At 74.8% G+C, this 24,911-nt stretch carries 17 protein-coding genes; 6 read left to right on the top strand and 11 right to left on the bottom strand.

Annotated features, from left to right (window positions below):
* Positions 1–453: 453 nt before the first annotated feature.
* Positions 454–1,668: a Mur ligase family protein gene (locus Aru02nite_RS00830; protein WP_203654564.1), complete on the top strand. Its 1,215-nt coding sequence runs from the start codon at positions 454–456 to the stop codon at positions 1,666–1,668.
* The gene (locus Aru02nite_RS00825) at positions 1,658–2,389 is read left to right on the top strand and encodes a type 1 glutamine amidotransferase (protein WP_203654054.1); all 732 of its coding nucleotides are present in this window, start codon (positions 1,658–1,660) and stop codon (positions 2,387–2,389) included. The genes Aru02nite_RS00830 and Aru02nite_RS00825 overlap by 11 nt, the downstream gene beginning before the upstream one ends.
* A gap of 105 nt (positions 2,390–2,494) precedes the next feature.
* On the opposite strand, the gene Aru02nite_RS00820 is transcribed toward Aru02nite_RS00825, so the two are convergent.
* From Aru02nite_RS00820 to leuS, 3 genes are all read right to left on the bottom strand, one after another.
* A complete protein-coding gene (locus tag Aru02nite_RS00820) occupies positions 2,495–3,346 on the bottom strand; it encodes a hypothetical protein (RefSeq protein WP_203654053.1) in 852 nt (283 codons plus the stop codon).
* 35 nt (positions 3,347–3,381) lie between these two features.
* Complete coding sequence (locus tag Aru02nite_RS00815; protein ID WP_203654051.1) at positions 3,382–3,675, bottom strand: GYD domain-containing protein; 294 nt, start codon at positions 3,673–3,675, stop codon at positions 3,382–3,384.
* A gap of 96 nt (positions 3,676–3,771) precedes the next feature.
* Entirely contained in the window at positions 3,772–6,624 is a 2,853-nt protein-coding gene (gene leuS, locus Aru02nite_RS00810; RefSeq protein WP_373324834.1) for a leucine--tRNA ligase, read from the bottom strand.
* A 659-nt stretch (positions 6,625–7,283) separates the two neighbouring features.
* On the opposite strand from leuS, the gene Aru02nite_RS00805 reads away from it, so the two are divergent.
* The 3 genes from Aru02nite_RS00805 (at position 7,284) to Aru02nite_RS00795 (ending at position 12,101) form a co-directional block, all read left to right on the top strand.
* The gene (locus Aru02nite_RS00805; RefSeq protein WP_203654563.1) at positions 7,284–8,261 is read left to right on the top strand and encodes an AAA family ATPase; all 978 of its coding nucleotides are present in this window, start codon (positions 7,284–7,286) and stop codon (positions 8,259–8,261) included.
* Positions 8,262–8,325: 64 nt separating this feature from the next.
* On the top strand, positions 8,326–9,630 hold the full coding sequence (locus Aru02nite_RS00800; protein WP_203654049.1) for a DUF58 domain-containing protein: 1,305 nt from the start codon (positions 8,326–8,328) through the stop codon (positions 9,628–9,630).
* The gene (locus Aru02nite_RS00795) at positions 9,627–12,101 is read left to right on the top strand and encodes a transglutaminase TgpA family protein (protein WP_203654048.1); all 2,475 of its coding nucleotides are present in this window, start codon (positions 9,627–9,629) and stop codon (positions 12,099–12,101) included. Before Aru02nite_RS00800 ends, Aru02nite_RS00795 begins: the two co-directional genes overlap by 4 nt.
* A 382-nt stretch (positions 12,102–12,483) precedes the next feature.
* Here the strand turns inward: Aru02nite_RS00795 and Aru02nite_RS00790 are convergent, their stop codons facing one another.
* From Aru02nite_RS00790 to Aru02nite_RS00765, 6 genes are all read right to left on the bottom strand, one after another.
* Entirely contained in the window at positions 12,484–12,888 is a 405-nt protein-coding gene (locus Aru02nite_RS00790) for an SCO2097 family morphological protein (protein WP_203654047.1), read from the bottom strand.
* A gap of 358 nt (positions 12,889–13,246) precedes the next feature.
* A complete protein-coding gene (locus tag Aru02nite_RS00785; RefSeq protein WP_203654046.1) occupies positions 13,247–14,521 on the bottom strand; it encodes a DNA polymerase IV in 1,275 nt (424 codons plus the stop codon).
* A 54-nt stretch (positions 14,522–14,575) separates the two neighbouring features.
* Positions 14,576–15,724 carry an alkaline phosphatase family protein gene (locus Aru02nite_RS00780; protein WP_203654045.1) on the bottom strand — a complete coding sequence of 383 codons (1,149 nt, stop codon included), beginning with the start codon at positions 15,722–15,724 and terminating at the stop codon, positions 14,576–14,578.
* Positions 15,721–16,464: a methyltransferase domain-containing protein gene (locus Aru02nite_RS00775; RefSeq protein ID WP_203654044.1), complete on the bottom strand. Its 744-nt coding sequence runs from the start codon at positions 16,462–16,464 to the stop codon at positions 15,721–15,723. The genes Aru02nite_RS00780 and Aru02nite_RS00775 overlap by 4 nt, the downstream gene beginning before the upstream one ends.
* Positions 16,465–16,522: 58 nt before the next feature.
* Complete coding sequence (locus tag Aru02nite_RS00770) at positions 16,523–17,584, bottom strand: NAD(P)-binding domain-containing protein (protein WP_203654042.1); 1,062 nt, start codon at positions 17,582–17,584, stop codon at positions 16,523–16,525.
* 57 nt (positions 17,585–17,641) lie between these two features.
* Positions 17,642–18,424: a phosphotransferase gene (locus Aru02nite_RS00765; RefSeq protein WP_203654040.1), complete on the bottom strand. Its 783-nt coding sequence runs from the start codon at positions 18,422–18,424 to the stop codon at positions 17,642–17,644.
* A gap of 256 nt (positions 18,425–18,680) precedes the next feature.
* Between Aru02nite_RS00765 and Aru02nite_RS00760 the strand changes: the two genes are divergently transcribed.
* Positions 18,681–19,985, top strand: coding sequence for a cytochrome P450 (locus Aru02nite_RS00760; RefSeq protein WP_203654038.1), 1,305 nt, complete (start codon positions 18,681–18,683; stop codon positions 19,983–19,985).
* 8 nt (positions 19,986–19,993) lie between these two features.
* Here Aru02nite_RS00760 and Aru02nite_RS00755 read toward each other — a convergent pair whose 3' ends face one another.
* Both Aru02nite_RS00755 and Aru02nite_RS00750 read right to left on the bottom strand, forming a co-directional pair.
* Positions 19,994–23,344 carry an error-prone DNA polymerase gene (locus Aru02nite_RS00755; RefSeq protein ID WP_203654036.1) on the bottom strand — a complete coding sequence of 1,117 codons (3,351 nt, stop codon included), beginning with the start codon at positions 23,342–23,344 and terminating at the stop codon, positions 19,994–19,996.
* Between the two features lie 21 nt (positions 23,345–23,365).
* Complete coding sequence (locus Aru02nite_RS00750; protein WP_203654562.1) at positions 23,366–24,910, bottom strand: DNA polymerase Y family protein; 1,545 nt, start codon at positions 24,908–24,910, stop codon at positions 23,366–23,368.
* Position 24,911 lies beyond the last annotated feature (1 nt).

Raw genomic sequence — 24,911 nt, 5'->3', positions numbered from 1 at the left:
ATCGACAATGGCCACACTTTCGAGCGACCTGTCCGACATAAGCGCAGGTCAGGGGCGTGGTGCCGGGGTGGTGGGCGGAGGCGGCCGCGGCCCTGTCCGGCGTTGCGCCACGCCGGTGAAAGCCGGCAAACCAGGCACCCGACCGCGGACCACCGCCCCGCGCCGGTACCGGTGGGGCGAAGTGGAGGGCGTACCGGCGGGCCGGTGGTGGTGTCGCGGACGACACTCCGGACGGCCCGGGGCGGCGCGCGGGGCGTTCGAACGGCTGTGCCAGACTTCGACGGACGACCGATCGCGCGACGTCGATCGGTCGTGGCGGCGAGCGGGGTGCGGCCGCCGGTCATCGTCAGCCACCGGTGCTCGCCCACCGGTAGGAGACCCTGCGGAGGAGCTTCGGTGGTGCGCGCGCAGCTCGCGACGGCCCTGGTACGTACCGCGGCACGGTTGTCCCGGATGACCGGTCGCGGTGACGGTTCCGTCATCGGCGGCCGGATCGGTCTCGCCGTCGAGCCGCGCCTGTTGACGGTGCTGGCCCGCGGTCGCCAGGTCGCCCTCGTGTCCGGGACCAACGGCAAGACCACGACGACCCGGCTGCTGACCGCCGCGCTCAGCACGCTCGGCCCGGTCGCGTCGAACTCGTACGGGGCGAACATGCCCACCGGGCACACGACCGCCCTCGCCCAGTCGCCGAACGCGCAGCACGCCGTGCTGGAGGTCGACGAGCACTACCTGCGTACGGTGCTGGCCGAGACCCGGCCGCAGGTCGTCGCACTGCTCAACCTCAGCCGCGACCAGCTCGACCGCGCCATGGAGGTCGGCATGCTCGCCGACCGGTGGCGCGAGGTGCTCGGCGCGCTGCGCCAACAGACCGACGTACCGCCGCACGAGCGGACGCACGTCGTCGCCAACGCCGACGACCCGCTCGTCACCTGGGCGGCCAGCGCCGCGCCGCGGGTCACCTGGGTGGCCGCCGGCCAGCGCTGGCAGGAGGACTCGTGGGTGTGCCCGCAGTGCGGCGCGCACCTCAAGCGCGAGGGCGTCGACTGGGCCTGCCCCGGCTGCGACCTGCGCCGGCCCGAACCGTCCTGGTGGCTCGCCGACGACGACACCGTCGCCGGGCCGGACGGCCTCCGCCAGCCGGTGTCGCTGCAGCTCCCCGGCCGGGTCAACCGGTCCAACGCGGTCACCGCCCTCGCCGCCGCCTCCCTCTTCGGAGTACGGCCGGCGGACGCGGCGCCGCGACTGGCCGAGGTCGCCTCCATCGCCGGGCGGTACGCGACGGTCGAGCGGGACGGGCGCACCATACGGCTGCTGCTGGCGAAGAACCCGGCCGGCTGGCTGGAGGCGTTCGACATGGTGGACCGGGTGTCACCGGCGGGCGCCGCGCCGCCGCCGGTGCTGCTGTCGATCAACGCCCGGGTCGTCGACGGCCTCGACACCTCCTGGCTGTACGACGTGGACTACGCGTCGCTGCGCGGGCACCGGGTGCTGGTGACCGGCGACCGGCGGTTCGACCTTGCCGTACGGCTGGAGGTCAACGAGGTGCCGTTCGAGGTGGTCGACACGTTCACCGACGCGCTCGCCGCCGTACCGCCGGGCCGGCTTGAGGTCATCGCGAACTACACCGCATTCCAGGACATCCGAGCGGAGCTGGGCCGTGCCAACTGATCGCAGCGACTCCCACCTGCGGATCGTCTGGGTCTACCCGGACCTGCTGTCGACCTACGGCGACCGCGGCAACCTGTTGATCCTCGCCCGCCGGGCACAGGCCCGCGGCATCGACGTCGAGACCATCCCCATCGCGTACGACGAGCCGATCCCGCGCGGCGGCGACATCTATCTGGTCGGCGGCGGCGAGGACCGGCCGCAGACCCTTGCGGCAGCTCGGATGCGGGCCGACGGCGGACTCACCGCGGCCGTCTCGCAGGGCGCCGCCGTGCTCGCGGTCTGCGCCGGCATCCAGCTCATCGGCGAGTACTTCCACATCGAGGACAAGCAGATCGCCGGTGCCGGGCTGCTCGACCTGCGCAGCGACCGCGGCGACTCCCGCGCCGTCGGGGAGCTCGTCGGCGAGGTCGACCCGCGGCTCGGGCTGCCGCTGCTCACCGGGTTCGAGAACCACGGTGGGCGCTGCCACCTCGGCCCCGCGGCGAACCCGCTGGCCAAGGTCCTCGTCGGCGTCGGCAACGACGGCGCGACCGAGGGCGCGTGGGCCGGCAAGGTCGTCGGGACGTACCTGCACGGGCCGGCGCTGTCGCGCAACCCGGCGCTCGCCGACCTCGTCCTGTCCTGGGCGCTGGACGTGCCGCTGAGTGCGATGCCGCCGATCGACGACACCTGGCCGGAACGGTTGCGCGCCGAGCGGCTCGCCGCCGTCATGCCCCGCTGACCCACCCACCACGCAGCCGGGCAAGGACGTCGATCCGTTGCGGCGCAACGGTTTCGCGCGCCGAGTGACCGCGCAGCAGCAGCGGGCGCGGGACGAACGCCACGGTCAGGCGCCCGCGGTGACGAGGGTGTGGAGGCGGGCCAACGGTTCCTGCGCGGCGAGGTACGTGTCGCGGTCGAGGGGCAGCGCGTTCGGCACCTGCCGCGGCCCGCGTACGCCGTCGGCCCGGGCGCGGTCCACGTCGTACGGCGCGAACCGGGTGCTGTGCACGACGAGCGCACCGGCCCGCCCGTCCGACAGGTACTCCAGGTCGGTGACGTCGGTGTAGTCGACGACGGATCCGAGGGCGGGATGGTCGCCGGCGAGTTCGGGTTTGACGATGGCGAGGCGGTCGGCGAAGGCGACGAGGACGGCGGTCGAGCCGAGCACCAGCCACGGGTACTCGCCGGGGCGGCACTGGCAGAGGATCGCGCGCACGGTCATGTCGTCGAGCCGGCCGCCGACGAACGTGGTGCCCGGCCAGCGTCGCCGTCGCCCGGCGCGCAGCGCCACGGACCGGCGCCACACCGCCGGGGCGCCCGGCGGCAGCGGCGGTACGTCGGGGCCGGGCAGCACCTCGCGCAGCAGCCGCGCGTCCGGGTCCCCGACGGTACCGAGGTCGACGGCGGACGCTCCGGGCGGCGTGGCGCGCAGCCGGTTGCTACCGGGCCGGCGCCGGGACAGCTCCACCCGGGTGCCCGCCAGCGTCACCGCGATCTGCGGTCCGACCTGGGGATTCGCGTCCAGTGCGAGGATCCGCCCGGTGGTCACCGCGACGAACAGGATCATCGGCCGGAGGCGGCGCGCCCCCACCATCGCGAGCACCCGCTCGCCCGGGTACAGGCCGCCGGACAGCCGGTCGACCAGCCGCGACGCCCAGCCCGGATCGACGTCGGCGCCCAACCGCGGAAGATCCATCGGGGTCACCGTACGCCCGGACCGGGCGAGCGTGCTCACCCGAGCTTGTCGAGTACCCGGGCCATCTCGTCCGAGTCGAACGCGCGCAGCGTGGTGGTGCGCACGTTGCCGAGCGCGCCGAGCTGCAACAGGAACGCCGTGCCCGACTCGTCGTCGGGAAACTCCGAGACGGCCACGATGTCGTACGCGCCGACGGTCCAGTACGTCTCGGTCAGTGTCCCGCCGAGCCGTTGCGCCGCCTGTTTGGCCACCTCGGCCCGGTTCAGCGACTCGCCGAACGTCCGGATCCCCTGATCCGTCCAGTTGATCAGACTGATGTACGTGGGCATCGCCCGCACCCCCGATCGGTGTGCCTCCCCCGCCTCCCCATCACGCTAGGGGCGGCGGGGGTGGCGGCACACCGTCGGACGGTCGATCGTGCCGGATCAGACGACGATGCTGACCATCCGGCCGCTGACCACGATCACCTTGCGGGGCGTACGCCCGGCCAGCGCCGCGGCGACCTTCTCGTCGGCCAGCGCCGCGGCTTGTACCGTCGCGTCGTCGGCGTCGGAGGCGACCTCGACCCGGCCGCGGACCTTGCCGTTGACCTGCACCGGGTAGACCACCGCGTCGGCGGTCAGCCACCGCTCCTCCGCCACCGGGAACGCCTGGTACGTCAGGGAACCGTCGTGTCCCAGCAGCGCCCACAGTTCCTCGGCCAGGTGCGGCGCGAACGGCGCCACCATCAGCGTCAGCGGCTCGGCGACCTCGCGCGGCGCCCCGTCGGCGGAGATCTGCACCAGCCGGTTCGTCAGCTCGATCAGCTTCGCCACCGCGGTGTTGAACCGCAGCCCCGCCATCTCGGTACGGACGCCGTCGATGGTGCGGTGCAGCAGCCGGCGGGTGTCGTCGTCGACCGGGGTGTCCACGACGCGCGGCGCGCCGGTCTGCTCGTCGACCAGGCTGCGCCACACCCGTTGCAGGAACCGGAACGAGCCGACGACCGCGCGGGTCTCCCACGGCCGCGACACCTCCAGCGGCCCCATGGACATCTCGTACACCCGGAACGTGTCCGCCCCGTACGCGTCGCACATCTCGTCCGGGGTGACGACGTTCTTCAGCGACTTGCCCATCTTGCCGTACTCGCGCCGGACCGGCTTCCCCTCGTACGTCCAGCCGCCGTCGGCCTCGACGACCTGCTCGGCGGGCACGTAGAAGCCGCGCTCGTCGGTGTACGCGTACGCCTGCACGTAGCCCTGGTTGACCAGCCGGTGGAACGGCTCGACGCTGGCCAGGTACCCCAGGTCGAACAGGACCTTGTGCCAGAACCGGGCGTACAGCAGGTGCAGGACGGCGTGCTCGACACCGCCCACGTACAGGTCGACGCCGCCGGTGGTGGCGCTCGCCGTCGGCCCCATCCAGTACGCCTCGTTCGCCGGGTCGACCAGCGCGTCGGCGTTCGTCGGGTCCAGGTACCGCAGCTCGTACCAGCAGGAGCCGGCCCAGTTGGGCATCGTGTTCGTCTCCCGGCGGTACCGCTTCGGCCCGTCGCCCAGGTCCAGCGTGACGTGCACCCAGTCGGTCGCCTTCGCCAGGGGCGGCATCGGGCTGGACGTGGCGTCGTCGGCGTCGAACGTGACCGGCGAGAAGTCGTCCACCTCGGGCAGTTCGACGGGCAGCATCGAGTCCGGCACCGGGTGCGCGGCGCCGTCCTCGTCGTACACGATCGGGAACGGCTCGCCCCAGTAGCGCTGGCGGCTGAACAGCCAGTCGCGCAGCTTGTAGGTGGTGGTGCCCTCGCCCAGCCCCTGCGCGGCCAGCCATTCGGTGATCCGCTGCTTCGCCGCGGGCACGGCCAGCCCGTCCAGGCTGATGCCGTCGTGCGTCGAGTTGCAGCAGGCCGCGTCGTTCGAGACGAACGCGTCGTCCCAGGTGGTGGGGTCGTCGCCGCGGCCGTCGTCCGGCGTGACCACGCACCGCATCGGCAGCTCGAACGCCCGCGCGAAGGCGAAGTCGCGGTGGTCGTGCGCCGGCACCGCCATGATCGCGCCGGTGCCGTAGCCGGCCAGGACGTAGTCGGCGATGAAGATCGGGATCCGCTCGCCGTTGACCGGGTTCACCGCGTACGCCCCGGTGAAGACGCCGGTCTTCTCCTTGTTCTCCTGGCGCTCCAGCTCCGACTTCGCCGCCGCCTGCTTCCGGTACGCCGCGACCGCGGAAGCCGGGTCGGTCGCACCGCCGGTCCACGCCGCCGGTACGCCGGCCGGCCACGACTCCGGCAGGATGCCGTTGACCAGCTCGTGCTCCGGCGCCAGCACCATGTACGTCGCACCGAACAGGGTGTCCGGCCGGGTGGTGAACACGGTGACCGACCCGGCGTGCTCGGCCACCGCGAACGTCACGCGCGCGCCCTGCGAGCGGCCGATCCAGTTGCGCTGCATCATCTTGACCGGCTCCGGCCAGTCCAGCGTGTCCAGGTCGTCCAGCAGCCGGTCCGCGTACGCGGTGATGCGCATCATCCACTGCGCCAGGTCCCGCCGGAACACCGGGAAGTTGCCGCGCTCCGAGCGGCCCTCCGGGGTGACCTCCTCGTTCGCCAGTACGGTGCCCAGCCCGGGGCACCAGTTCACCGGCGCCTCCGACCGGTACGCCAGGCGGTGGCCGTCCAGCACGGCGGCGCGCTCGACCGCCGACAGCTGCGCCCACGGGCGGCCGTCCGGCGTGGCCCGCTCCCCCGACTCGAACTGCGCGACCAGCTCGGCGATCGGCCGCGCGCGGCGCTGCTCCGCGTCGTACCACGCGTCGCGGATGCGCAGGAAGATCCACTGGGTCCAGCGGTAGAAGTCCGGGTCGGTGGTGGCGAAGGTCCGCCGGTCGTCGTACGCCAGGCCCAGCCGGCGCATCTGCCCCCGGTACCGGTCGATGTTCTCGTCGGTGGTCTTGCGCGGATGCTGCCCGGTCTGCACCGCGTACTGCTCGGCGGGCAGGCCGAACGCGTCGAAGCCCATCGCGTGCAGCACGTTGAACCCGGCCATCCGCTGGTAGCGGGACAGCACGTCGGTCGCGATGTACCCCAGCGGGTGCCCGACGTGCAGCCCGGCGCCCGACGGGTACGGGAACATGTCGATCACGTACGACTTGGGCAGGTCCAGGCGGGCGGCCTCGGCGGTGCCGGGCGCGGGCGCCAGCGGGCCGGTCGGGTTGGGCGCGCGGAACGTGCCCTCCTCCTCCCACCGGTCCTGCCAGCGCTGCTCGATCCCGGCCGCCAGCGCCGCCGTGTACCGGAACGGCGGCACGTCGGCGGGGCGCGCGGCGGTGGCGCCCGACGCCCCCGCCGCGGACGGATCAGCGGACGTCTGTGCCGCGGGACTCGCGGCCTGCGGGGCGCTCTCGGTCATCGTCTCCACCACCGTTGTCTGTCGTCATGTCGGAATCGGGTCGGGTGTCGGTCCGCGGTTTCGTGCATGAAAAAACCCCTCGCGCAGGAGGGGTTCGCCGTGCCGCACGGTCGGGACTCGCCCGACCGACCTCAGCACGGCCCGGTAAGGAGCAGGCCGAACGTCGCCATGCGGGCAGTCTACCGCGCACGCCACCGGCCCCCGGAGCCGATATCCGGCACGGCCGATCGGGTGGTACCGCCGGGCGCGTACGGGCGGCACGATTGCCAACGGTGACGGAACCGTTGTCGAAAGATGATCACGCGGGTTCCGCGGACCGGACGTATAGCCTGAGAGGATGCAGACGGACCGAGCGGCGGACCCCGGGGCCCAGGCTCGGGAACGGGGTGGCGGCGCCCGTCGCCCCGTGCGGCAGAACGGGGAGGCGACTCCCCCACCACCCGCGGCGGACGCACGGACCGAGCCGGCTCGCCCGGACCAGGGCTCGGAGGCCAGCCCGGACAAGGAGGACGCCGGTGACCGCGACGCACCACACCGTTGAGGAGCTCGGTGCCCCGATGCCATCGCCCGAGCTGCGCGCCACCGCGGACCGCATCGTCGGCAACATCGAGCAGGTCATCGAGGGCAAGACGGCGATCGTCCGGCTCGCCCTCGCGGTCCTGCTGGCCGAGGGCCACCTGCTGATCGAGGACGTACCGGGGGTCGGCAAGACGAAGCTGGCGAAGGCGCTCGCGCGCTCCATCGACTGCTCCGTACGCCGGGTCCAGTTCACGCCGGACCTGCTGCCGTCGGACGTCACCGGCGTCAGCGTCTTCAACCAGGAGACCCGGGACTTCGAGTTCAAACCCGGCGCGGTGTTCGCGAACCTGGTGGTCGGCGACGAGATCAACCGGGCGTCCCCGAAGACGCAGTCCGCGCTGCTGGAGTGCATGGAGGAACGGCAGGTCACCGTCGACGGCACGACGTACCAGTTGCAGACGCCGTTCATGGTCATCGCCACCCAGAACCCCATCGAGATGGAGGGCACGTACCCGCTGCCCGAGGCGCAGCGCGACCGGTTCACCGCGCGCATCGCCATGGGGTACCCGAACGCGCGGGCCGAGCTGGCGATGCTGGACCTGCACGGGGCGAGCGACCCGCTGGCGGCGCTGCGCCCGGTGTCCGACGCCGACACGATCCGCCGGCTGATCGCCACGGTACGGCGGGTGCACGTGGCCGAGCCGCTGAAGCAGTACGCGGTGGACATCGTGGGGACCACCCGGGAGGCGCCCGACCTGCGGCTCGGCGCGAGCCCGCGGGCCGCCCTGCAACTGCTGCGCACGGCCCGCGCGGTCGCCGCCCTGGACGGCCGGGAGTACGTGACGCCCGACGACCTGCAGGCGCTGGTGGTGCCCGTCCTGGCGCACCGGGTCATCCCGACGCCGGAGGCGCAGCTCGCCCGGCGTACGACGGACGCGATCATCGCGGACCTGGTGCACCGCATCCCGGTGCCCGGCGACCGGCACGGGGACCGGCACACGCACTGGCGCGGCTGAGCGCCCGCGACGGTCGGCCGAGGACTGCGACGGGGAGGGACACGGCGATGAACGAGGTCGGCTCGTGAGGTCCGCGTTACGTGGCCTGACCACCCGCGGCCGCTGCTTCCTGGCCGCCGCCGCGGCCGCCGCGGTGTCGGCCCTGATCCTCGGCGAGAAGGACCTGCTGCGGGTCGCCGTCCTGCTCGCCGTGGTGCCGCTGCTGTCCGCCGCGGCCGTCGCCCGTACCCGCTACCAACTGCGGTGCAGCCGGGTACTGGAGCCGCACCGGGTGTCGGTCGGCGCCACCGCGCGGATCGTCCTGCGGCTGACGAACACGTCCCGGCTGCCCACCGGCACCCTGCTGATCGAGGACCGCCTGCCGTACGCGCTGGGTAGCCGGCCCCGGCTCGTGCTGGAACGGTTGCCCGGGCACAAGGCGAGTTCGGTGGCGTACACGGTGCGCGCCGACGTGCGCGGGCGGTACGAGGTGGGGCCGCTGGTGGTGCGGCTGACCGACCCGTTCGGGCTGTGCGAGCTGACCCGGGCGTTCCCGGCGGTGGACACGCTGCGGGTGGTGCCGAAGGTGGTGCCGCTGTCCCCGGTACGGCTGGCCGGGGAGTACGCGGGGGCCGGCGAGAGTCACGCCCGGTCGGTGGCGGTGCACGGCGAGGACGACGTCGCGACCCGGGAGTACCGGTACGGCGACGACCTGCGCCGGGTGCACTGGCGGTCCACCGCGAAGGCCGGCGAGCTGATGGTGCGGCGCGAGGAGCAGCCGTGGGAGAGCCGGGCGACGATGGTGCTCGACACCCGGCTGCGCGCGCACCGCGGCGAGGGGCCGACGGCGAGCTTCGAGTGGGCGGTGTCCGCGGCGGCGAGCATGGCGGTGCACCTGCGGCACGGCGGGTACCGGCTGCGGCTGGTGACCGAGACCGGCACGGACATCGACACCGGTGAGGGCGACGGCAGTTCGGTGGGCGAGCTGCTCGACCACCTGGCCGAGGTGAAGCTGTCCCAGCGCGGGGACCTGACCCGGATGGTCCGCCAGGTGCGTACCCGGGAGGACGGCGGGCTGGTCATCGCGCTGCTCGGGATGCTCACGCCGGAGGAGGCCGAGGCGGTCGCCGCGTTGCGTACGTCCGGGACCACCTGCATCGGGTTCCTGCTCGACACGTCCACCTGGCTGCACCTGCCCGAGGCGCAGCGAGCCCGGCACGACCGGGAGTACCAGGCGAGCGCGTTGGCGTTGCTGCGCGGCGGCTGGCGCGTCATCCACGTACCGCACGGGAGTGCGCTGGGGCCGCTGTGGCCGCAGGCGGCGCGGGGTTCGCGGGGCTTCGCGGTGCGCGCCACGTTGGCCGACACCGTGACCGGGAGGGTGCGATGAGCCAGCGGCGCGGGGTCGCGCTCGTGGCGGCGGCGGCCACCTTCCTCGCCACCTCGGTGCTGTCCACGATCTTCCAGCTGTACAGCTGGGTGCTCTACTCGTTCCTCGCGATCGCGGTCGTCGTGGTCGTCGCGATCCTCGCCCGGACGGTACGGATCCCGGTGTGGGGTCAGGTGCTGGCCATGCTCGGCGGGCTGCTGCTGCTCGTCACCTGGACGTTCCCGTCCGGGCACGAGCTGCTCGGGTTCCTGCCCACCGGGCACACGTTCCGCCACTTCCACAGCCTGCTCACCGCGGCCGGGCAGGACATCCAGACCCTGTCGGTGCCCGTACCGGAGCGGGTGTCGCTGGACTTCCTGACCACGGTCGGCGTCGGCCTGGTCGCCGTGGCCGTCGACGTCCTCGCCGTCGGCATGCGGCACCCGGCGCTCGCCGGCCTGCCCCTGCTCGCGCTCTACTCGGTGCCCGTCGCCGTACAGAACGGCAGCGTGTCGTGGCTGCCGTTCGTGCTCGGCGCCGCCGGGTACCTGTGGCTGCTGATGACCGACCACATCGAACAGGTGCGCCGGTGGGGCCGCCGGTTCACCGGCGACGGGCGCGACATCGACACGTGGGAGCCGTCGCCGCTGGCCGCCGCCGGCCGCCGGGTCGGCTTCGCCGCGCTGGTGCTCGCCGTCGTCGTACCGCTGGCGGTGCCCGGCTTCTCCAGCAACCTGCTCAGCCGGATCGCCGGGTACAACAACGGGACCACGACCGGGACGGGCACCGGCACCCAGCTCGGTACCAGCATCAACCCGATCTCCACGCTGCGCGGCAACCTCACCCAGGGCCAGCCGATCAACCTGTTCACCGTCGAGACCGACGACCCGGACCCCGGCTACCTGCGGACCGCGGTCGCCGACCAGATCACCGACAACGGGTTCCAGCCGAGCCCGCCGCCGCACCCGCAGCCGCTCACCGCCGGGCTCGACGCGCCGACCACCGGCGTGTCCGTCTCCCTCAAGTACGACCGGTACACCGCGTCGGTGAAGGCGCAGCGCCTCAACGACCGGTACCTGCCGCTGTTCGCGGGGCCGACCCAGGTGCGCGCGCCCGGCGGCACCGACTGGCGGTACGAGCCGTCCACCGGCGTCGTGTACACCGACCATCCGGCGACCGCCGGGGCGAACTGGTCGGTCGGCTACGACAGCTTCCGGTACCAGCCCGCGCAGCTCCGGCAGGCGCCCGAGCTGCAGCCCGGCGACCCGATCGTGCGGGACAACACCGAGGTCCGGCACATCGCGCAGATCAGCGACCAGGTCGACGCGCTCACCGCCGGCAAGGCCACCGAGTACGACCGGGTCCGGGCGATCCTCGACTTCTTCTCGCCGAAGAACCACTTCAAGTACAGCCTGCAGACGAAGGCGGGCACGAGCGGCAGCGCGATCGTCGACTTCCTCAAGGGCCGCCAAGGCTACTGCGAGCAGTACGCGTCGGCGATGGCCTGGATGACCCGCGAGGCCGGCATCCCGGCCCGCGTCGTCGTCGGGTACACGCACGGCACCCGGCTCGGCAACTCCGCCACCTGGCAGGTCACCAGCCACGAGGCGCACGCCTGGGTCGAGGTCTGGTTCCCCGCGTTCGGCTGGGTGCCGTTCGACCCGACGCCGTCGACCGAGATCACCGGCGCCGCGGTGTTCGGCTGGGCGCCGAACCCGAGCACCCCCGACACGTCCAGCGGCCCCGCCGACAACGGCAAGGACAAGCCCGGCAGGTCCGCCGGCAAATCCGCCGACCAGGGCCAGCACGGCGGCCCCGGCCTGGCCCGCTCGGCCGCCGCGCACAAGACCCGGACCACCACCTGGCAGTACTGGGTGCTCGGCGTGCTCGTGCTGCTCGTCCTGCTCGCCGTACCGGCCGGGCGGCGCGGGCTGCTGCGGCGCCGCCGGGACCGTACCGAGGTCCGCGCGGTCACCGGGTTGACCGTCGACCCGGCGGGCGGTCCGCCGGACGTGACCGTCGACGGCGGCGACACCGCCCGCAGTGCCGCCGCCCGCAGCGCCGCGCACGCCGCCTGGGACGAACTGGTCGACAGCCTCGTCGACTTCCGGTACGAGGTGATCGGCTCGGAGACACCGCGCGGCACCGCCGAACGGCTCATCCGCACGCCCGGACTGACCGGCGACGCCGCCGACTCGGTACGACGGCTCGCCGAAGCCGAGGAACGCGCCCGGTACGCGCCGACCCCCGCCGACCCGACCGGCCTGCGCGCCGCGTCCCGGGACGTCCGCACCGGCCTGTCCGCCGGCGTACCCCGGCACCGCCGGATCGCCGCCGTACTCCTGCCCCGCTCCGTACTCCGCCGCTGGCGTGGCGCCGTCGCGGACAGCGCCACGGGCCTCACCGGCCGGCTCGGCGCGGCCCGGGACCGGGCGTACCGGACGGTCGTGCCGCGCCGGCTCTTCGGCCCCCGTACCGACCGCTCCGCCTGACCGCCCGCACGGCAGCGTCGCCGAGCACCGCGGCCGAGCGCGCAACAGGACCGGGACCGCGCCGCGCTGGCCTCCTCGAAGGCGCCGGGACCTGAGCAGACCCTGACGCAGGACGCGCGCCGGGCCGGGCGCAGGGCGGCTGCACACGCCGGGCGGGCGCCAGACCCCCGGGCGGACCGGGACGCGGGGCCGGCGCAGGACACCAAGGCGCGGAGCGGGAGCACGCTGCCGAGCCGGGGTGGGCCCGGCGGCAGGGCCGTTCGAACACGTGCACCGCTGGTCCGCCTACCCGGTACGACAGGGCGCGGATCGGTGGGGACAGCACGATCGGGCCGGACGTGCCGGCCCGATCGTCGTCACGTACGGACGAGCGAGGTACGCGTCAGCGGTGGCCTTCGGGCCGGTTGCGCCACCGGTCTTCGAGACGGTCGATGACGGAGTTGCGGCCGCCGCGGGTGCGGGTGCGGCGGCTCCGGCGGGTCTTGGGTGCCGACGCCCCGCCGACGACGTGCAGGCGCGGGGAACGCCGACGCCGGGACTGGAGTGCGAAGGCCGGGCCGCCGAGCATGATCACGAAACCGATCACGCCGAGGACGGTGCTGTGCCGCATCACGCCGGCGACGAGCACACCCAGGCCCACGACGAGAATCACCGCGGCGATCAGCAGCCGACGGCGCGCATGATGCCGCGGATCGTTCGCGCGCACGGCCGAAGCGAACTTGGGATCGTCAGCAAGCGACTTCTCGATCTCCTCGAACAGTCGCTGCTCGTGCTCGGAGAGCGGCACGGCACTCCTCCCGGTCGACGCGGCCGGCGCACGGCCGGCTGGACCGAGCAGCCAACCGGCTGCCTACTGGCCAGTCTACGAGGGGGTCAACGCCGCGGAAAGCGGGAGTTGGCCCGGCGGTGTGAAGGTTGTCGCCCTCACGCCTCACATGCTCTCACCGGCGCGGGGTGTGCGCCCACTTTCCCTGCGGACCTGCCCGATTCGTCCGCCAACGGAGCGACCGCGACACCCCTGCACCGCCCTGACCCGACGCGGACGGCACTGCCGGGCACCGCGGCACAGCACCGGGAGCCGCCCCGAACCGCCATCGACACGCCCGAAGCCGCCCGGGACGCGACGCGGACGCCGCCCGGGCGGTTCAGCTGCCGGGCCGGGTGGGCCCGGGACGGTCGGTCGGGGTGTCCGGGTGCAGCAGGCTCGCCGGCCGAACCGCGGCGGACCCGAACCGCTCGGCCGCGGCGTCCATCGCCCGCTCGGCGTCCCGCCAGCCGTGCTCCCGCTCGCCGAGCATGAGCTGGCGCGGCGCCCCGCCCTCGGTGTCGAGGCCCTCCAGCCGCAACCCGACCAGGCGTACCTGCTCGTCGGTGGCGAGGGCGGTGAACAGCGACCAGGCGGTCTCGAACATCTCGCGGGCGACGTCGGTCGCGGCCGGCAACGTACGCGAGCGGTTGATGGTGCGGAAGTCGGCGAACCGGACCTTGATCGTCACGGTACGGCCGACGACGCCGGCGCGGCGGGCGCGGGCGGCGCACCGGCCGGCCAGGCCCAGCATCGCCCGGCGGATCACGTCCGGGTCGGCGACGTCGGTGTCGAACGTGGTCTCCGCGCCGACCGACTTCTCCGCCACCCGGGGCGTCACGGCGCGCGGGTCGCGGCCCCAGGACAGCTCGTGGATGTGCGTACCGGCGGCCTCGCCGAGCGCGGCGACCAGCGTGGCGGGCCGGGTGTGCGCGATGTCGGCGACGGTGGCCAGGCCGAGCCGGTGCAGCAGCGCCGCCGTACGCTCCCCCACGCCCCACAGCGCCGACACCGGCAGCCGGTGCAGGTACTCCACGACGCGGTCGGCGGGGACGACGAGCAGACCGTCCGGTTTCGCCCGGCCGGACGCCAGCTTCGCCACGAACTTCGTCGGCGCCACCCCCACCGAGCAGGTCAGCCGCAGCTCGTCGCGGACCCGGGCGCGGATCAGCCGGGCCACCGCCGCGGCACTGCCGAGCCGCCGCCGGGCGCCCGACACGTCCAGGAACGCCTCGTCCAGCGACAGCGGCTCGACCAGCGGGGTGATCTCACCGAAGATCGCCATCACCGCGCGCGATGCCGTCGAGTACTCCTCGAAGTCGGGTGGGAGGAAGACGGCCTGCGGGCAGAGGCGGCGGGCGCGAACGGTCGGCATCGCGGAGTGCACCCCGAACCGGCGCGCCTCGTAGCTCGCGGAACTGACCACGCCGCGGCCGCCGACGCCGCCGACGATCACCGGGCGGCCGCGCAGCTCGGGACGGTTGCGCACCTCGACGGAGGCGAAGAACGCGTCCATGTCCACGTGCAGGATGCCGCAGCCGGTGTCGTCGGCGTCCGGTCCGAACCCGTCGGCGCCGCCCGGCCCCTCGCCCTGCTCCAGTTGCTGCCGTCCCATGCACCGCCCCCGTGTCGTACTCCGAGGCTAGCGGCGGGGTGTGACAGCGCCCGGTCAGGTACGCAGCAGGAGCAGCGGGACGGCCAGCTCGGCGGCGGTGAGCGAGCCGTGGTAGCCGAGGAACGCCGACTCGACGGGTTCGGCGACGCTGCGGACGAGCACGTACCGGTCGGCGCAGACGGCGACGACGTCGCCGATGCGGGACGCGGCGGCCGGCGTGGTCGGGCCGTACCAGCCGGCGGTGACCGCCTCGTCGCGGGTGACGACCAGGGCGCGGTCGCCGAGCGTCCCGCGCCAGGCGGCGAGGACGTCGGCGAGCGCGCCGGGCTGGGTGTGCACGTACCGGACGCGGGACTCACCGGTGACGAGCGTGGTACCGGCGAGCAGGTCGGGTGCGGTGTCCACGTCGATCCGGTCGGCGTCGTCGACGCGGACCGCACCGTGGTCGGCGGTGACCAGCAGCGCCGCGTCCGGCGGCAGCCCGGCGGCGATGCCCGCGACCAGCCGGTCGGTCTCGGCGACCGCGGCGAGCCACTCCGCCGAGCCGGGTCCGTGCAGGTGGGCGGCCCGGTCCACCTCCGACCGGTACGCGTAGACCAGCGTGCGGTCCGCGGCGCCCAGCGCGGCCAGTACCGCCGCGGCCGTGGCCTCGACGTCCGCCGCCGGCCGGTACGCACCGCCCCGGTACGCGGCGACGGTCAGGCCGGACTCCGCGAACTGCGGCTGCCCCACCACGTACGGGTGGACGCCCGCGGCGGCGGCCCGGTCGAACTGCGTGTCCAGCGGCTGCCACACCCGCGGGTCGACGTCGGCGTTCCAGGTGATGTGCGTGAACGTCCGGTCCGTACCGGGAAGTCGGACGGTGAAGCCGACGACGCCGTGCGCGCCGGGCGGCGCCCCGGTGCCGAGCGACACCAGGCTGGTCGGCGTCGTCGACGGGAACCCCGCGGTCAGCACCGGCAGCCGGGGCGCGGCGGCGATCGCCGGCGCGACCGGCGCGGCGAGCGGCAGCAGATGGTGGCCGAGACCGTCGACCAGCAGTACGGCGACGCGGCGTGTCCCGGCCAGCCGGTCGGTCAGCCCGAGCGGATCGGTCCCGCCGGCGCCGAGCGCGCACAGTACCGAGGGGAGGACGTCGGCGAGGCTGCCCGACCCGTACCGCGGGGCGGTGAAGGGGCCGGGCTCGGTCGCCGTCGGCGTCATACCGGCCGGCGGGCGAGCAGGTGCAGCTGCGTGGCGATGTCCCGGTACGGCGGGAGCCCGGCGGCGGCCAGCTCGAACGCGGCCAGCGCCTCCGTCGACCCCGGCTCGGCGTCCAGCAGCGCGCCCGGTACCAGGTCGGCGACCACCCGGACGCCGTGCACGCTCTCCACCACCAGGCCCGCCGCGGCGAGCAGGTCGGTGGCCGAGCCCGTGTCGTACCGGCGCTGGAGGGTGTCGCGGGGGCCGGCGATGCCGTCCGGGTCGGCAAGCAGGGCGGTGGCCGCGCCGAGGTGCCCGCCGACGGCGCGGGACAGCACCGCCGCGGCCCGGTTCGCCACCAGGACGCTCGCCGCGCCGCCCGGCCGCAGCGCGCCGGCGAGCGCGGACGCCACCCACTCCGGCGCGTCCACCACCTCCAGCAGGCTGTGGCACAGCACCACGTCGACGCTGCCGGGCGGTACGAGGCTGGGCAGGTCGCTCGCGTCACCCTGCTGGGCGTCGACCCGGTCGGCGACCCCGGCGTCCGCGGCGCGCCGGGTCAGCGCGGCCAGCGCGTCCGGACTCGCGTCGACGACCGTCACCCGGTGCCCGGACTGCGCCAGCGGTACGGCGAAGCCACCGGTGCCGCCGCCGACGTCCACCACCGACAGGGGCGCGCCGTCGCGGCGGGCCAGCTCGGCCCGCAGTACCTGCCAGACCACCGCGGTCCGCGCAGTGCCGTACGCCTGGCTGCGCTCCACCCACGCCCCCTCGATCTCCGCGGGGCCCGACCGGTGCGCGAACGGTCCCCGTGCTCGATCATGAGCCTACCGGGGTGGCCGGACGCACCAGGTCACGGACACCACGGGCGGCGAGCCGGCCGGCCCGGTTCGCGCCGATCGTGCTGGCCGACGGGCCGTACCCGACGAGGAACAGCCGCGGCTCCGCGACCACCCGGGTGTCGACGACGCGGATCCCGCCGGACGGTGCGCGCAGGCCCAGCGGCGCCAGGTGGTCCAGCGCCGGCCGGAACCCGGTGCACCACAGGATCACGTCCGCGGCCACCGCCCGGCCGTCCGCCCACTCGACGCCCGTCGGCGTGATCCGCCGGAACATCGGGTACCGGTGCAGCACGCCGCGCGCCATCGCGGCACGTACCGCGGGGGTGGGCACCAGGCCCGTCGCACTCACCACGCTGCCCGGCGGCAGTCCCGCGCGGACCCGGCGGTCCACCTCGGCCACCACCGACCGGCCCAGTTCCTCGGTGAACGGGCCCTCCCGGAACTCCGGCGGCCGGCGCGTCACCCACGTCGTGGTGGCCACCTGCGAGATCTCAGCCAGCAGCTGCGTGGCCGACGCGCCGCCGCCGACCACCACCACGTGCCGCCCCGCGAACTCCGCCGCGCTCCGGTAGTCCGCCGTGTGCAGCTGCCGCCCACGGAACGTCTCCCGCCCCGGGTACCACGGCCAGAAGGGTCGCTCCCAGGTACCGGTCGCGTTGACCACCGCGCGCGCCGCGTACGCACCGGCGGAGGTGTCGACCAGCAGCCGGTCGTCCGGGCCGCGCCGTACGGCGGTGACGTCGACGGGGCGGCGGACCGGCAGCGCGAACGCCCGCTCGTACCGGTCGAAGTACGCGGGCACGGCCACCGACGCGGGCAGCTCCGGATCCGGCGTACCGAACGGCAGGCCCGGCAGGTCGTGGATCCGGTGCGTACGGCCCAGCACCAGTGAGTCCCAGCGCTGCCGCCACGCGCCGCCCGGCCCGTCCCCGTGGTCCAGCAGCTCGAACGGCACCCCGTAGCCACGCAGGTGGTACGCGGCCGACAACCCCGCCTGCCCGCCGCCGATCACCAGCGCGTCGATCTCCCGGTACGTCACGACCGGTGCAACGCGCCACCCCGTACGGCCCTTCCGTCTGGTTGCCCACACGCCGGGTCAGGCCAGCGCGTTCGCCAGTACGCGACGGTGCCGTACCAGGAAGTTGGCGGCCCGGGCCCGCCACGCCATCCCCCACAGCGCCACCGGATGCGCCGTCACCTCCGGCGAGGTGACGCCGGCGTCGTCCGCCTCCCACGCCACCTCCGACACCACGAACTCGATCATCGTCTCGACCAGCCGGTGCCGACCGGCCGCCGCCAGCCGGTACCCCTCGGCGAACGCCCGCAGCTGCCGGGCCCGCTCGGCCAATGGCGGCAGTCCCTCGCGGGCGGCGACCAGGTCGTCGTGCAGCTTCACGTGCAGCCAGGCGGCCTGCGCCACGGCGACCAGTTCGTCGGTCGGGCCGGCGAACTCCCAGTCGATCAGCGCGACCGGCAGCCCGTCGCGGGCCACCACGTTCCACGGCGCGGCGTCGCAGTGGCTGATCACGCGCGGTCCGTCGCCGAGCCCGCGGGCATGCCAGTCGTACCAGCGCGCGTCCGGCGGCGGGCGGAAGTCCGCGGTGGCATCGTGCAGGTCGCGCAGCAGCGCCCCGACGGCCGTGACGCCGTCGAGACTCCACGGGCCGGGATGCGTGAACCCGCCCGGCACGTACGTCAGGGTCTCGCGGCCGTCGGTGGCGAACCCGGTGCCGACAAGCCTTGGGGCGCCGGCGAACCCGGCCGCGGCCAGGTGCCGCAGCAGGGCGTGCACGGCGGGCGTCGCCGGCGTCGGCCGCCGGTACACGACGTCGCCGTCGAGGTGCACGACGGACCGTCCACCGCCGGTGAGCTTGCGCATGGCACCGATCCTCCGGGTACGGCCGCCGCGACCCAACCGGTTTGTACGCGTTGTTCCGGGGACGCCCGGCCACGGATCGATTGTGGCGGGGACGGCCGGCCACGGATTGACTGTGCGGCGAGATCTCGGTACGAAGGGGCATCTCCTCGCACGGAGGTACGCCGGAGACGATCCGGTGGCGCGTGGGGCGCGTCGCCGCCGGGCACGACGACGGCGACGGCGGAATCCGGCGCGGATGGAGGCGAAGGGGGTGGCCGTGGCGACGACGAGGGCCCTGCCGGGGCCGCGCGGCAGCGCGTTGGCCGGCAACGAGCCGGCGTACCGGCGCGACCGGATCGGGTTCCTGCGTCGGTGCCAGCGGCAGTACGGCGACGTGTTCCGGCTGGACGCCACCGCGGTCGCGGTGTGCGACCCGGACCTCGCCCGCCGGGTACTGACCGACGACGGTGAGGAGTTCCGGGCGGAGGGCACGCTGCTGGCCGGGGCGCGACCGACGGCCGGGCTGGTCGACTGGCCCGCCGCGGGTGACGTGGTCGACCGGGGGCCGTCCGCGGCGCTGTTCACCGGGCACGCGGAACGGTTCACCGCCGCGCTGCCGGCGCTGCTCGGGGCGCTCGCCGGCCGCATCCTGCCGGGCGTGTCGGCGCTGCAACGGCTGTCCGCGGCCGCGGTCGCCGACTTCTGCCTCGGCCGGCCGGCGGGGCCCGACCCCGACCTGGCCGACGCGATCGGCGAGTCGGCGCTCGCGCTGCTCGCGGTCCTCGACTCGGGCGCCCGGCTGCCCCGCTGGGTGCCGGATCCGCGCCGCCGACGGCTGCGGGCCGCGGACCGGGCGCTGTCCGGCCGGCTGACCGCGGCGGTGACCGCGCGGCTCGACGCGCCCGCCCCGGACGGCCCCGGCGACCTGCTCGACCAGGTGCTCGCCGAGGGCGCCGGGCGGGGCAGCGCGACCCGGGCGCTGGTCACCACGCTCGCCGGCCTGCACGCCGTACCGGGTGTGGCGTTGTGCTGGTTGCTCGCCACCGTCGCCGAGCACCCCGAGACGTACGAGCGGATCCGGGCCGAGGCGGTGGAGGGGCTGGACCGGGCCGTCGCGGGCGCCGACCCCGACCGGCTGCGGTACACGGCGGCGACGGTGCGCGAGGTGCTCCGGCTGTACCCGCCGACCTGGTTGCTGTCCCGGCAGGTCGCCACCTCCGTCGTACTCGACGGGTGGCGGCTGCGGCCGGGCGAGCAGGTCCTCGTCAGCCCGTACCTGATCCACCGGGATCCGCGGCGCTGGGACGACCCCGACACGTTCTCCCCCGAGCGTTTCCTCGGCCCGGGTACGCACGGCCACGCGTACCTGCCGTTCGGGGGCGTGCCGCACCGGCGCGCCACCGGCGGCCGTACGTCGGGCGGGTTGCTCGGCGCCCGGCTGGCGATGCTGCAACTGACGCTGATCGTCGCGGTGATCGCCCGGGACTACGAGCTGACCACCCGGCCGCGGCCGGTGGTCCCCCGGTTCAGCACCCTGCTGACCCCGACGGAGTTGCGGCTGCGCCTCACCGCCCGGCCCTGACCCCGGCGTCACCGGAAGTCGCGGGAGGCGGTGCGGACGGCGAGGGTCAGCGGCTCGATCCGTTGCGCGACAAGGTTCGTGACCCCGTCGGCGCGTTCCAGCCGGCCGCGGACCAGCAGCGCCGCCGACGTGCGGGCGGCGCGGCGGTGCCGCTGCCACACCCCGGCCGTACAGATCACGTTGAGCATCCCGGTCTCGTCCTCCAGGTTGACGAACGTGATGCCGCCCGCGGTCGCCGGCCGCTGCCGGTGCGTCACCACGCCGCCGACCAGCACCCGGTCCCCGTCGTCGTGCCGGGCCAGCTCCGCGATCCGGACCGCGCCCGCCGCGTCGAGCCGATCCCGGGCGAACTCGGCGGCGTGGCTGTCCGTGGACAGGCCGACCGCCCAGACGTCCGCGGCGATCCGCTCCACCGCGTCCATCCCGGGCAGGGTCGGCGCGCGGGCACCGCTGCCGGTACCGGGGATCCGGTCGACGCGTTCGGTCGCCGCGGCGCCCGCCGCCCACAGCGCCTGCCGCCGGGTCAACCCCAGCGAGTCGAACGCGCCGGCCGTGGCCAGCGCCTCCAGCGGCGCCGCGGTCAGCTCCGCCCGGCGCGCCAGATCCGGCAGGTCCCGGTACGGGCCGCCCTCCTCGCGCGCGGCCACGATCCGTTCCGCCAGGTCGTCGCCGACGAGCCGGACACCGGACAACCCCAGCCGTACGGCGGGACCGGGTGCGCCCCAGCGGTCCGGCGGCGCCTCCCGGGCGGCACCGGGCGCACCCGCCCGCCCCTCCAGTACGGCGTCGGCGGCGGACCGGTTGATGTCGGGGCGCAGCACCGTGACGCCGTGCCGGCGGGCGTCGGCGACGAGGGTCTGCGGCGAGTAGAACCCCATCGGCTGCGCGTTGAGCAGGGCGGCGCAGAACGCGGCCGGGTAGTACCGCTTGAGGTAGGAGCTGGCGTACACCAGGTAGGCGAAGCTGATCGCGTGGCTCTCCGGGAAGCCGAAGCTGGCGAACGCGGACAGCTTGGCGAAGATGTCGTCGGCGAGCGCGCCGGTGATGCCGTTGGCCCGCATCCCCGCGTACAGCCGGTCGCGCAGTTCGGCCATCCGGCGGGTGGACCGCTTCGCGCCCATCGCCCGGCGCAGCTGGTCGGCCTCCGCGCCGGTGAACCCGGCCACGTCGATGGCGAGCTGCATGAGCTGCTCCTGGAACAGCGGTACGCCGAGCGTCTTGCCCAGCGCGTTGACCATCGACGGGTGCGGGATGTCGGCCCGTTCCCGCCCGTTCGCCCGCTCGATGTACGGGTGCACCGAGCCGCCCTGGATCGGCCCCGGCCGGATCAGCGCCACCTCCACGACCAGGTCGTAGAACTCCTTGGGCTTGAGCCGGGGCAGGGTGGCCATCTGCGCCCGGCTCTCCACCTGGAACACGCCCACCGAGTCGGCCCGCCGCAGCATCGCGTAGACCTCCTCGTCCGCCTTCGGCAACGTGTCCAGCGTGTACTGCCGGCCGTGGTGGTCGGCGACCATCCGCAGCGCGCCGCTCAGCGCGGTCAGCATCCCCAGCCCCAGCAGGTCGAACTTGACCAGCCCGACCGACGCGCAGCCCTCCTTGTCCCACTGGAGCACCGTGCGGCCCGGCATCCGGGCGTGCTCGACCGGGCAGACCTCGCTCACCGGCCGCTCGCAGATCACCATCCCGCCGGAGTGGATGCCCAGGTGGCGCGGGAAGTCCTGGACCGCGCCGGCCAGCTCCGCCACCTGCTCCGGTACGCCCTCCGCGTCGGCGACCGACGCCGACCAGCCGTCGAGCTGCTTGCTCCACGCGTCCTGCTGGCCCGGCGAGTATCCGAGGGCGCGGGCCATGTCGCGCACCGCCGACCGCGGCCGGTACGAGATGACGTTGGCGACCTGCGCGGCGTGCCGCCGGCCGTGCTTGTCGTACACGTACTGGATGACCTCCTCGCGGCGGTCCGACTGGATGTCCACGTCGATGTCCGGCGGCCCGTCGCGCTCCGGCGCCAGGAACCGCTCGAACAGCAGCGTGTGGAAGACCGGGTCGGCGTTGGTGATGCCGAGCGCGAAGCAGACCGCCGAGTTGGCCGCCGACCCCCTGCCCTGGCACAGGATCCCGTGCTCGGTGCAGAACCGGACGATGTCCCACACGACCAGGAAGTATCCCGGGAAGCCCAGCCGGCCGATGATCTCCAGCTCGTGCTCGATCTGTTGGTACGCCTGCGGGTTGTCCGCGCGCGTGCCGTACCGCGTGGCGGCCCCCGCGTACGTGAGGGCGCGCAGGTACGACAGCTCCGTGTCGTACTCCGGGGGCAGGTCGAAGTCCGGCAGCCGCGGTGCCACCAGCCGCAGGTCGAACGCGCAGTCCCCGGCAATGTCCACAGTGGACTCCACCGCCCCCGGGTACGCCCCGAACCGGGCGGCCATCTCCGCACCCGACCGCAGGTACGCGGAGCCCGCCGCGGGCAGCCAGCCGGCCAGCTCGTCCAGCGAGCTGCGCGCCCGTACCGCCGCCAGCGCCGTCGCCAGCCGCCGCCGCGCCGGCTGGTGGTAGTGCACGTTGTTCGTCGCCACCACCGGCAGCCCGGCCCGCGCCGCCAGCGCCGCCAGCTCGTCGTTGCGCTCGTCGTCGTCCGGCTGGTCGTGGTCGGTCAGCTCCACCGCGACGTGCTCGCCGAACAGCTCGACCAGCGTCGCCAGCTCCCGGGCCGCCGCGTCCGGCCCGCCCGCGGCCAGCGCCGCCGGCACCGCGCCCTTCCGGCACCCGGTCAGCACCCACCAGTGCCCGCGGCCCAGCCGGGACAGCTCGGCCATGTCGTACACCGGGTTGCCCTTCCGGCCGCCGCGCAGGTGCGCCTCGCTGATCGCGGACGCGAGGCGCGCGTACCCCTCGGCGCCGCGGGCCAGCACCACCAGGTGCCGCCCCACCGGATCCGGCCGCGGTACGGCACCGCGCGAGGACGGGCCCGGCGCCAGATCCAGCGTCAGCTCCGCCCCGAACACCGTCGGCAGCGCCACCTCGCCGGCCGCCTCCGCGAACTCGACCACCCCGTAGAACCCGTCGTGGTCGGTCACCGCGAGCCCGGCCAGCCCCAGCCCCGCCGCCTGCTCCACCAGTTCCCCCGGAGTACTCGCCCCGTCCAGGAAGCTGAAGTTGGTGTGGCAGTGCAGCTCCGCGTACGGCACGCGGTCCGCCGGCGGAGTCCACTGTGGACTGTTCGACGCCGACGGCGGCGGCACCGCCCGCATCCCGTGTCGTACCACGGGATCCGGGTGGTCGGGATCGGGTGGGAGCGGACGGCCGGACAGGTGCCGGTGGTACTCCGACCACGGCACCGGCGGATTGTTCCACCCCATCAGCGGCCTCCCCCCGGTACGTCAGTCATAGGTCGCCTCCACCCGCCAGTGGCCCGCCTCCAGGGCGAGCAGCAGGGTGCGCGTGTCGGCGAGCACCACCTGGATCCGGGCCAGCCGGCGCGACTCCCCCGCGCTCCACCAGCGCTCCTCCACCGGCCACGGCCCGGCCCAGCGCACGACCTCCACCGGCGCGGCCGTACCGGTGGCGACGGTCGCGGGCGGCGCGGTGATCTCGTGGCGGCCCGTGACGCCGACGGCGGCACCGTCCGCGGCACGTACCACGGCGTGGACGGGCGGGGCCGCCGCCGCGACCGGCACCGGGACCGGCACCGGCAGATGCCCCGGCCACGGCGCGTCGACCGGCAGCGTCGGGATCCGCTCGTCACCCCACGGCACCGGCCGGATCCGGTCCCCCTCGGTACGGCCACCGCTCGGCACGGCGGTGAACACCTGCTCCGGGCCCAGCAGCCCCTGTACCCGGGTCATCGACCGGTGCGCCCGGTCGGCGTCCTCCCCGGTGTCGCCCCACAGCCGGCGCTGGAACCCGGCGTGCGCCACCAGACCCTCCGGTACCAGCCGGAGCGTCTGGATCCCGGCGGTGGGCCGGCGCGCGCCGGTCAGCCAGCCCTCCAACTGCCAGCGCACCCGGTCGGCGACCTCGGCCGGGCCGAGCACCCCGTCGTGCCGCCAGGTGCGGGTCAGCTCCTCGGCGTGCCCGGTGACCGCCGTGATGGTCAACCGGGTGCAGCCCGTCGCGTGCCGCAGCAGCAGCTCGTGCAGCTCCTCGGCCAACGTCCGGGCGGTGAACGCGGCCGTGTCCACCCGCTCGACCGGCGGATCGTACTCCGCGGACACGGTCAGGTCGGGCGGCAGCGAACGCGGCGCCAGCAGCCGCTCGTCCAGGCCGCCGGCCAGCCGGTGCGCCAGCGCCGCGTCGAACCCGAACCGGGCCAGCACGTCACCCGGCGGCAGCGCCGCGAACGCGCCGAGCGTACGGATGCCGAGCCGGCGCAACAGACCCACCAGCTCCGGACGGCCCAGCACCCGGACGTCCAACCCCGCCAGGAACGCCGGCGTACGCCCCGGCTCGACCAGGACGCCGGCGCGCGCGGCGAGCACCGCACCGAACATCCCGTCCGCCACGCCCACCTGCGCCTCCACCGCGCACGACTCGGCGATCCGGTCCACGATCCGCTCCGCCGCCGCGGCCTCGCCACCCACATGCCCCGCCGGGCCGCGCGCGGCCGTCGCGCAGACACCCGGCCGCAGCACCTCCACCCCGGCCGCGACGTCGGCCACCGCGTCCACCACCGGATCGAACACCCGCACGTCCCGGACCGGGTCGTACGGCACGACGACCAGCTCGGGGCAGGCGGCCTGCGCGTCCCGGCGCCGCTGCCCGCGTCGTACCCCCTCGGCGCGCGCCGGCTCGGAGCACGCGTACACCGTGCCGGCGTCGAGAACGGCGATCGGCAGATGTTCGGGCAGCTCGCCGTCGGCGTCCCGGACCGCCGCCGTGACCGGCCAGTCCGGGCACCAGACCACCAGGGTGCGCACCGGATCCACG

The sequence above is a fragment of the Actinocatenispora rupis genome (assembly GCF_016861975.1).
Classification (GTDB): domain Bacteria; phylum Actinomycetota; class Actinomycetes; order Mycobacteriales; family Micromonosporaceae; genus Actinocatenispora; species Actinocatenispora rupis.
Note: the sequence above shows the minus strand (reverse complement) of the source record. Positions and strands in the feature narration are given on the sequence as shown.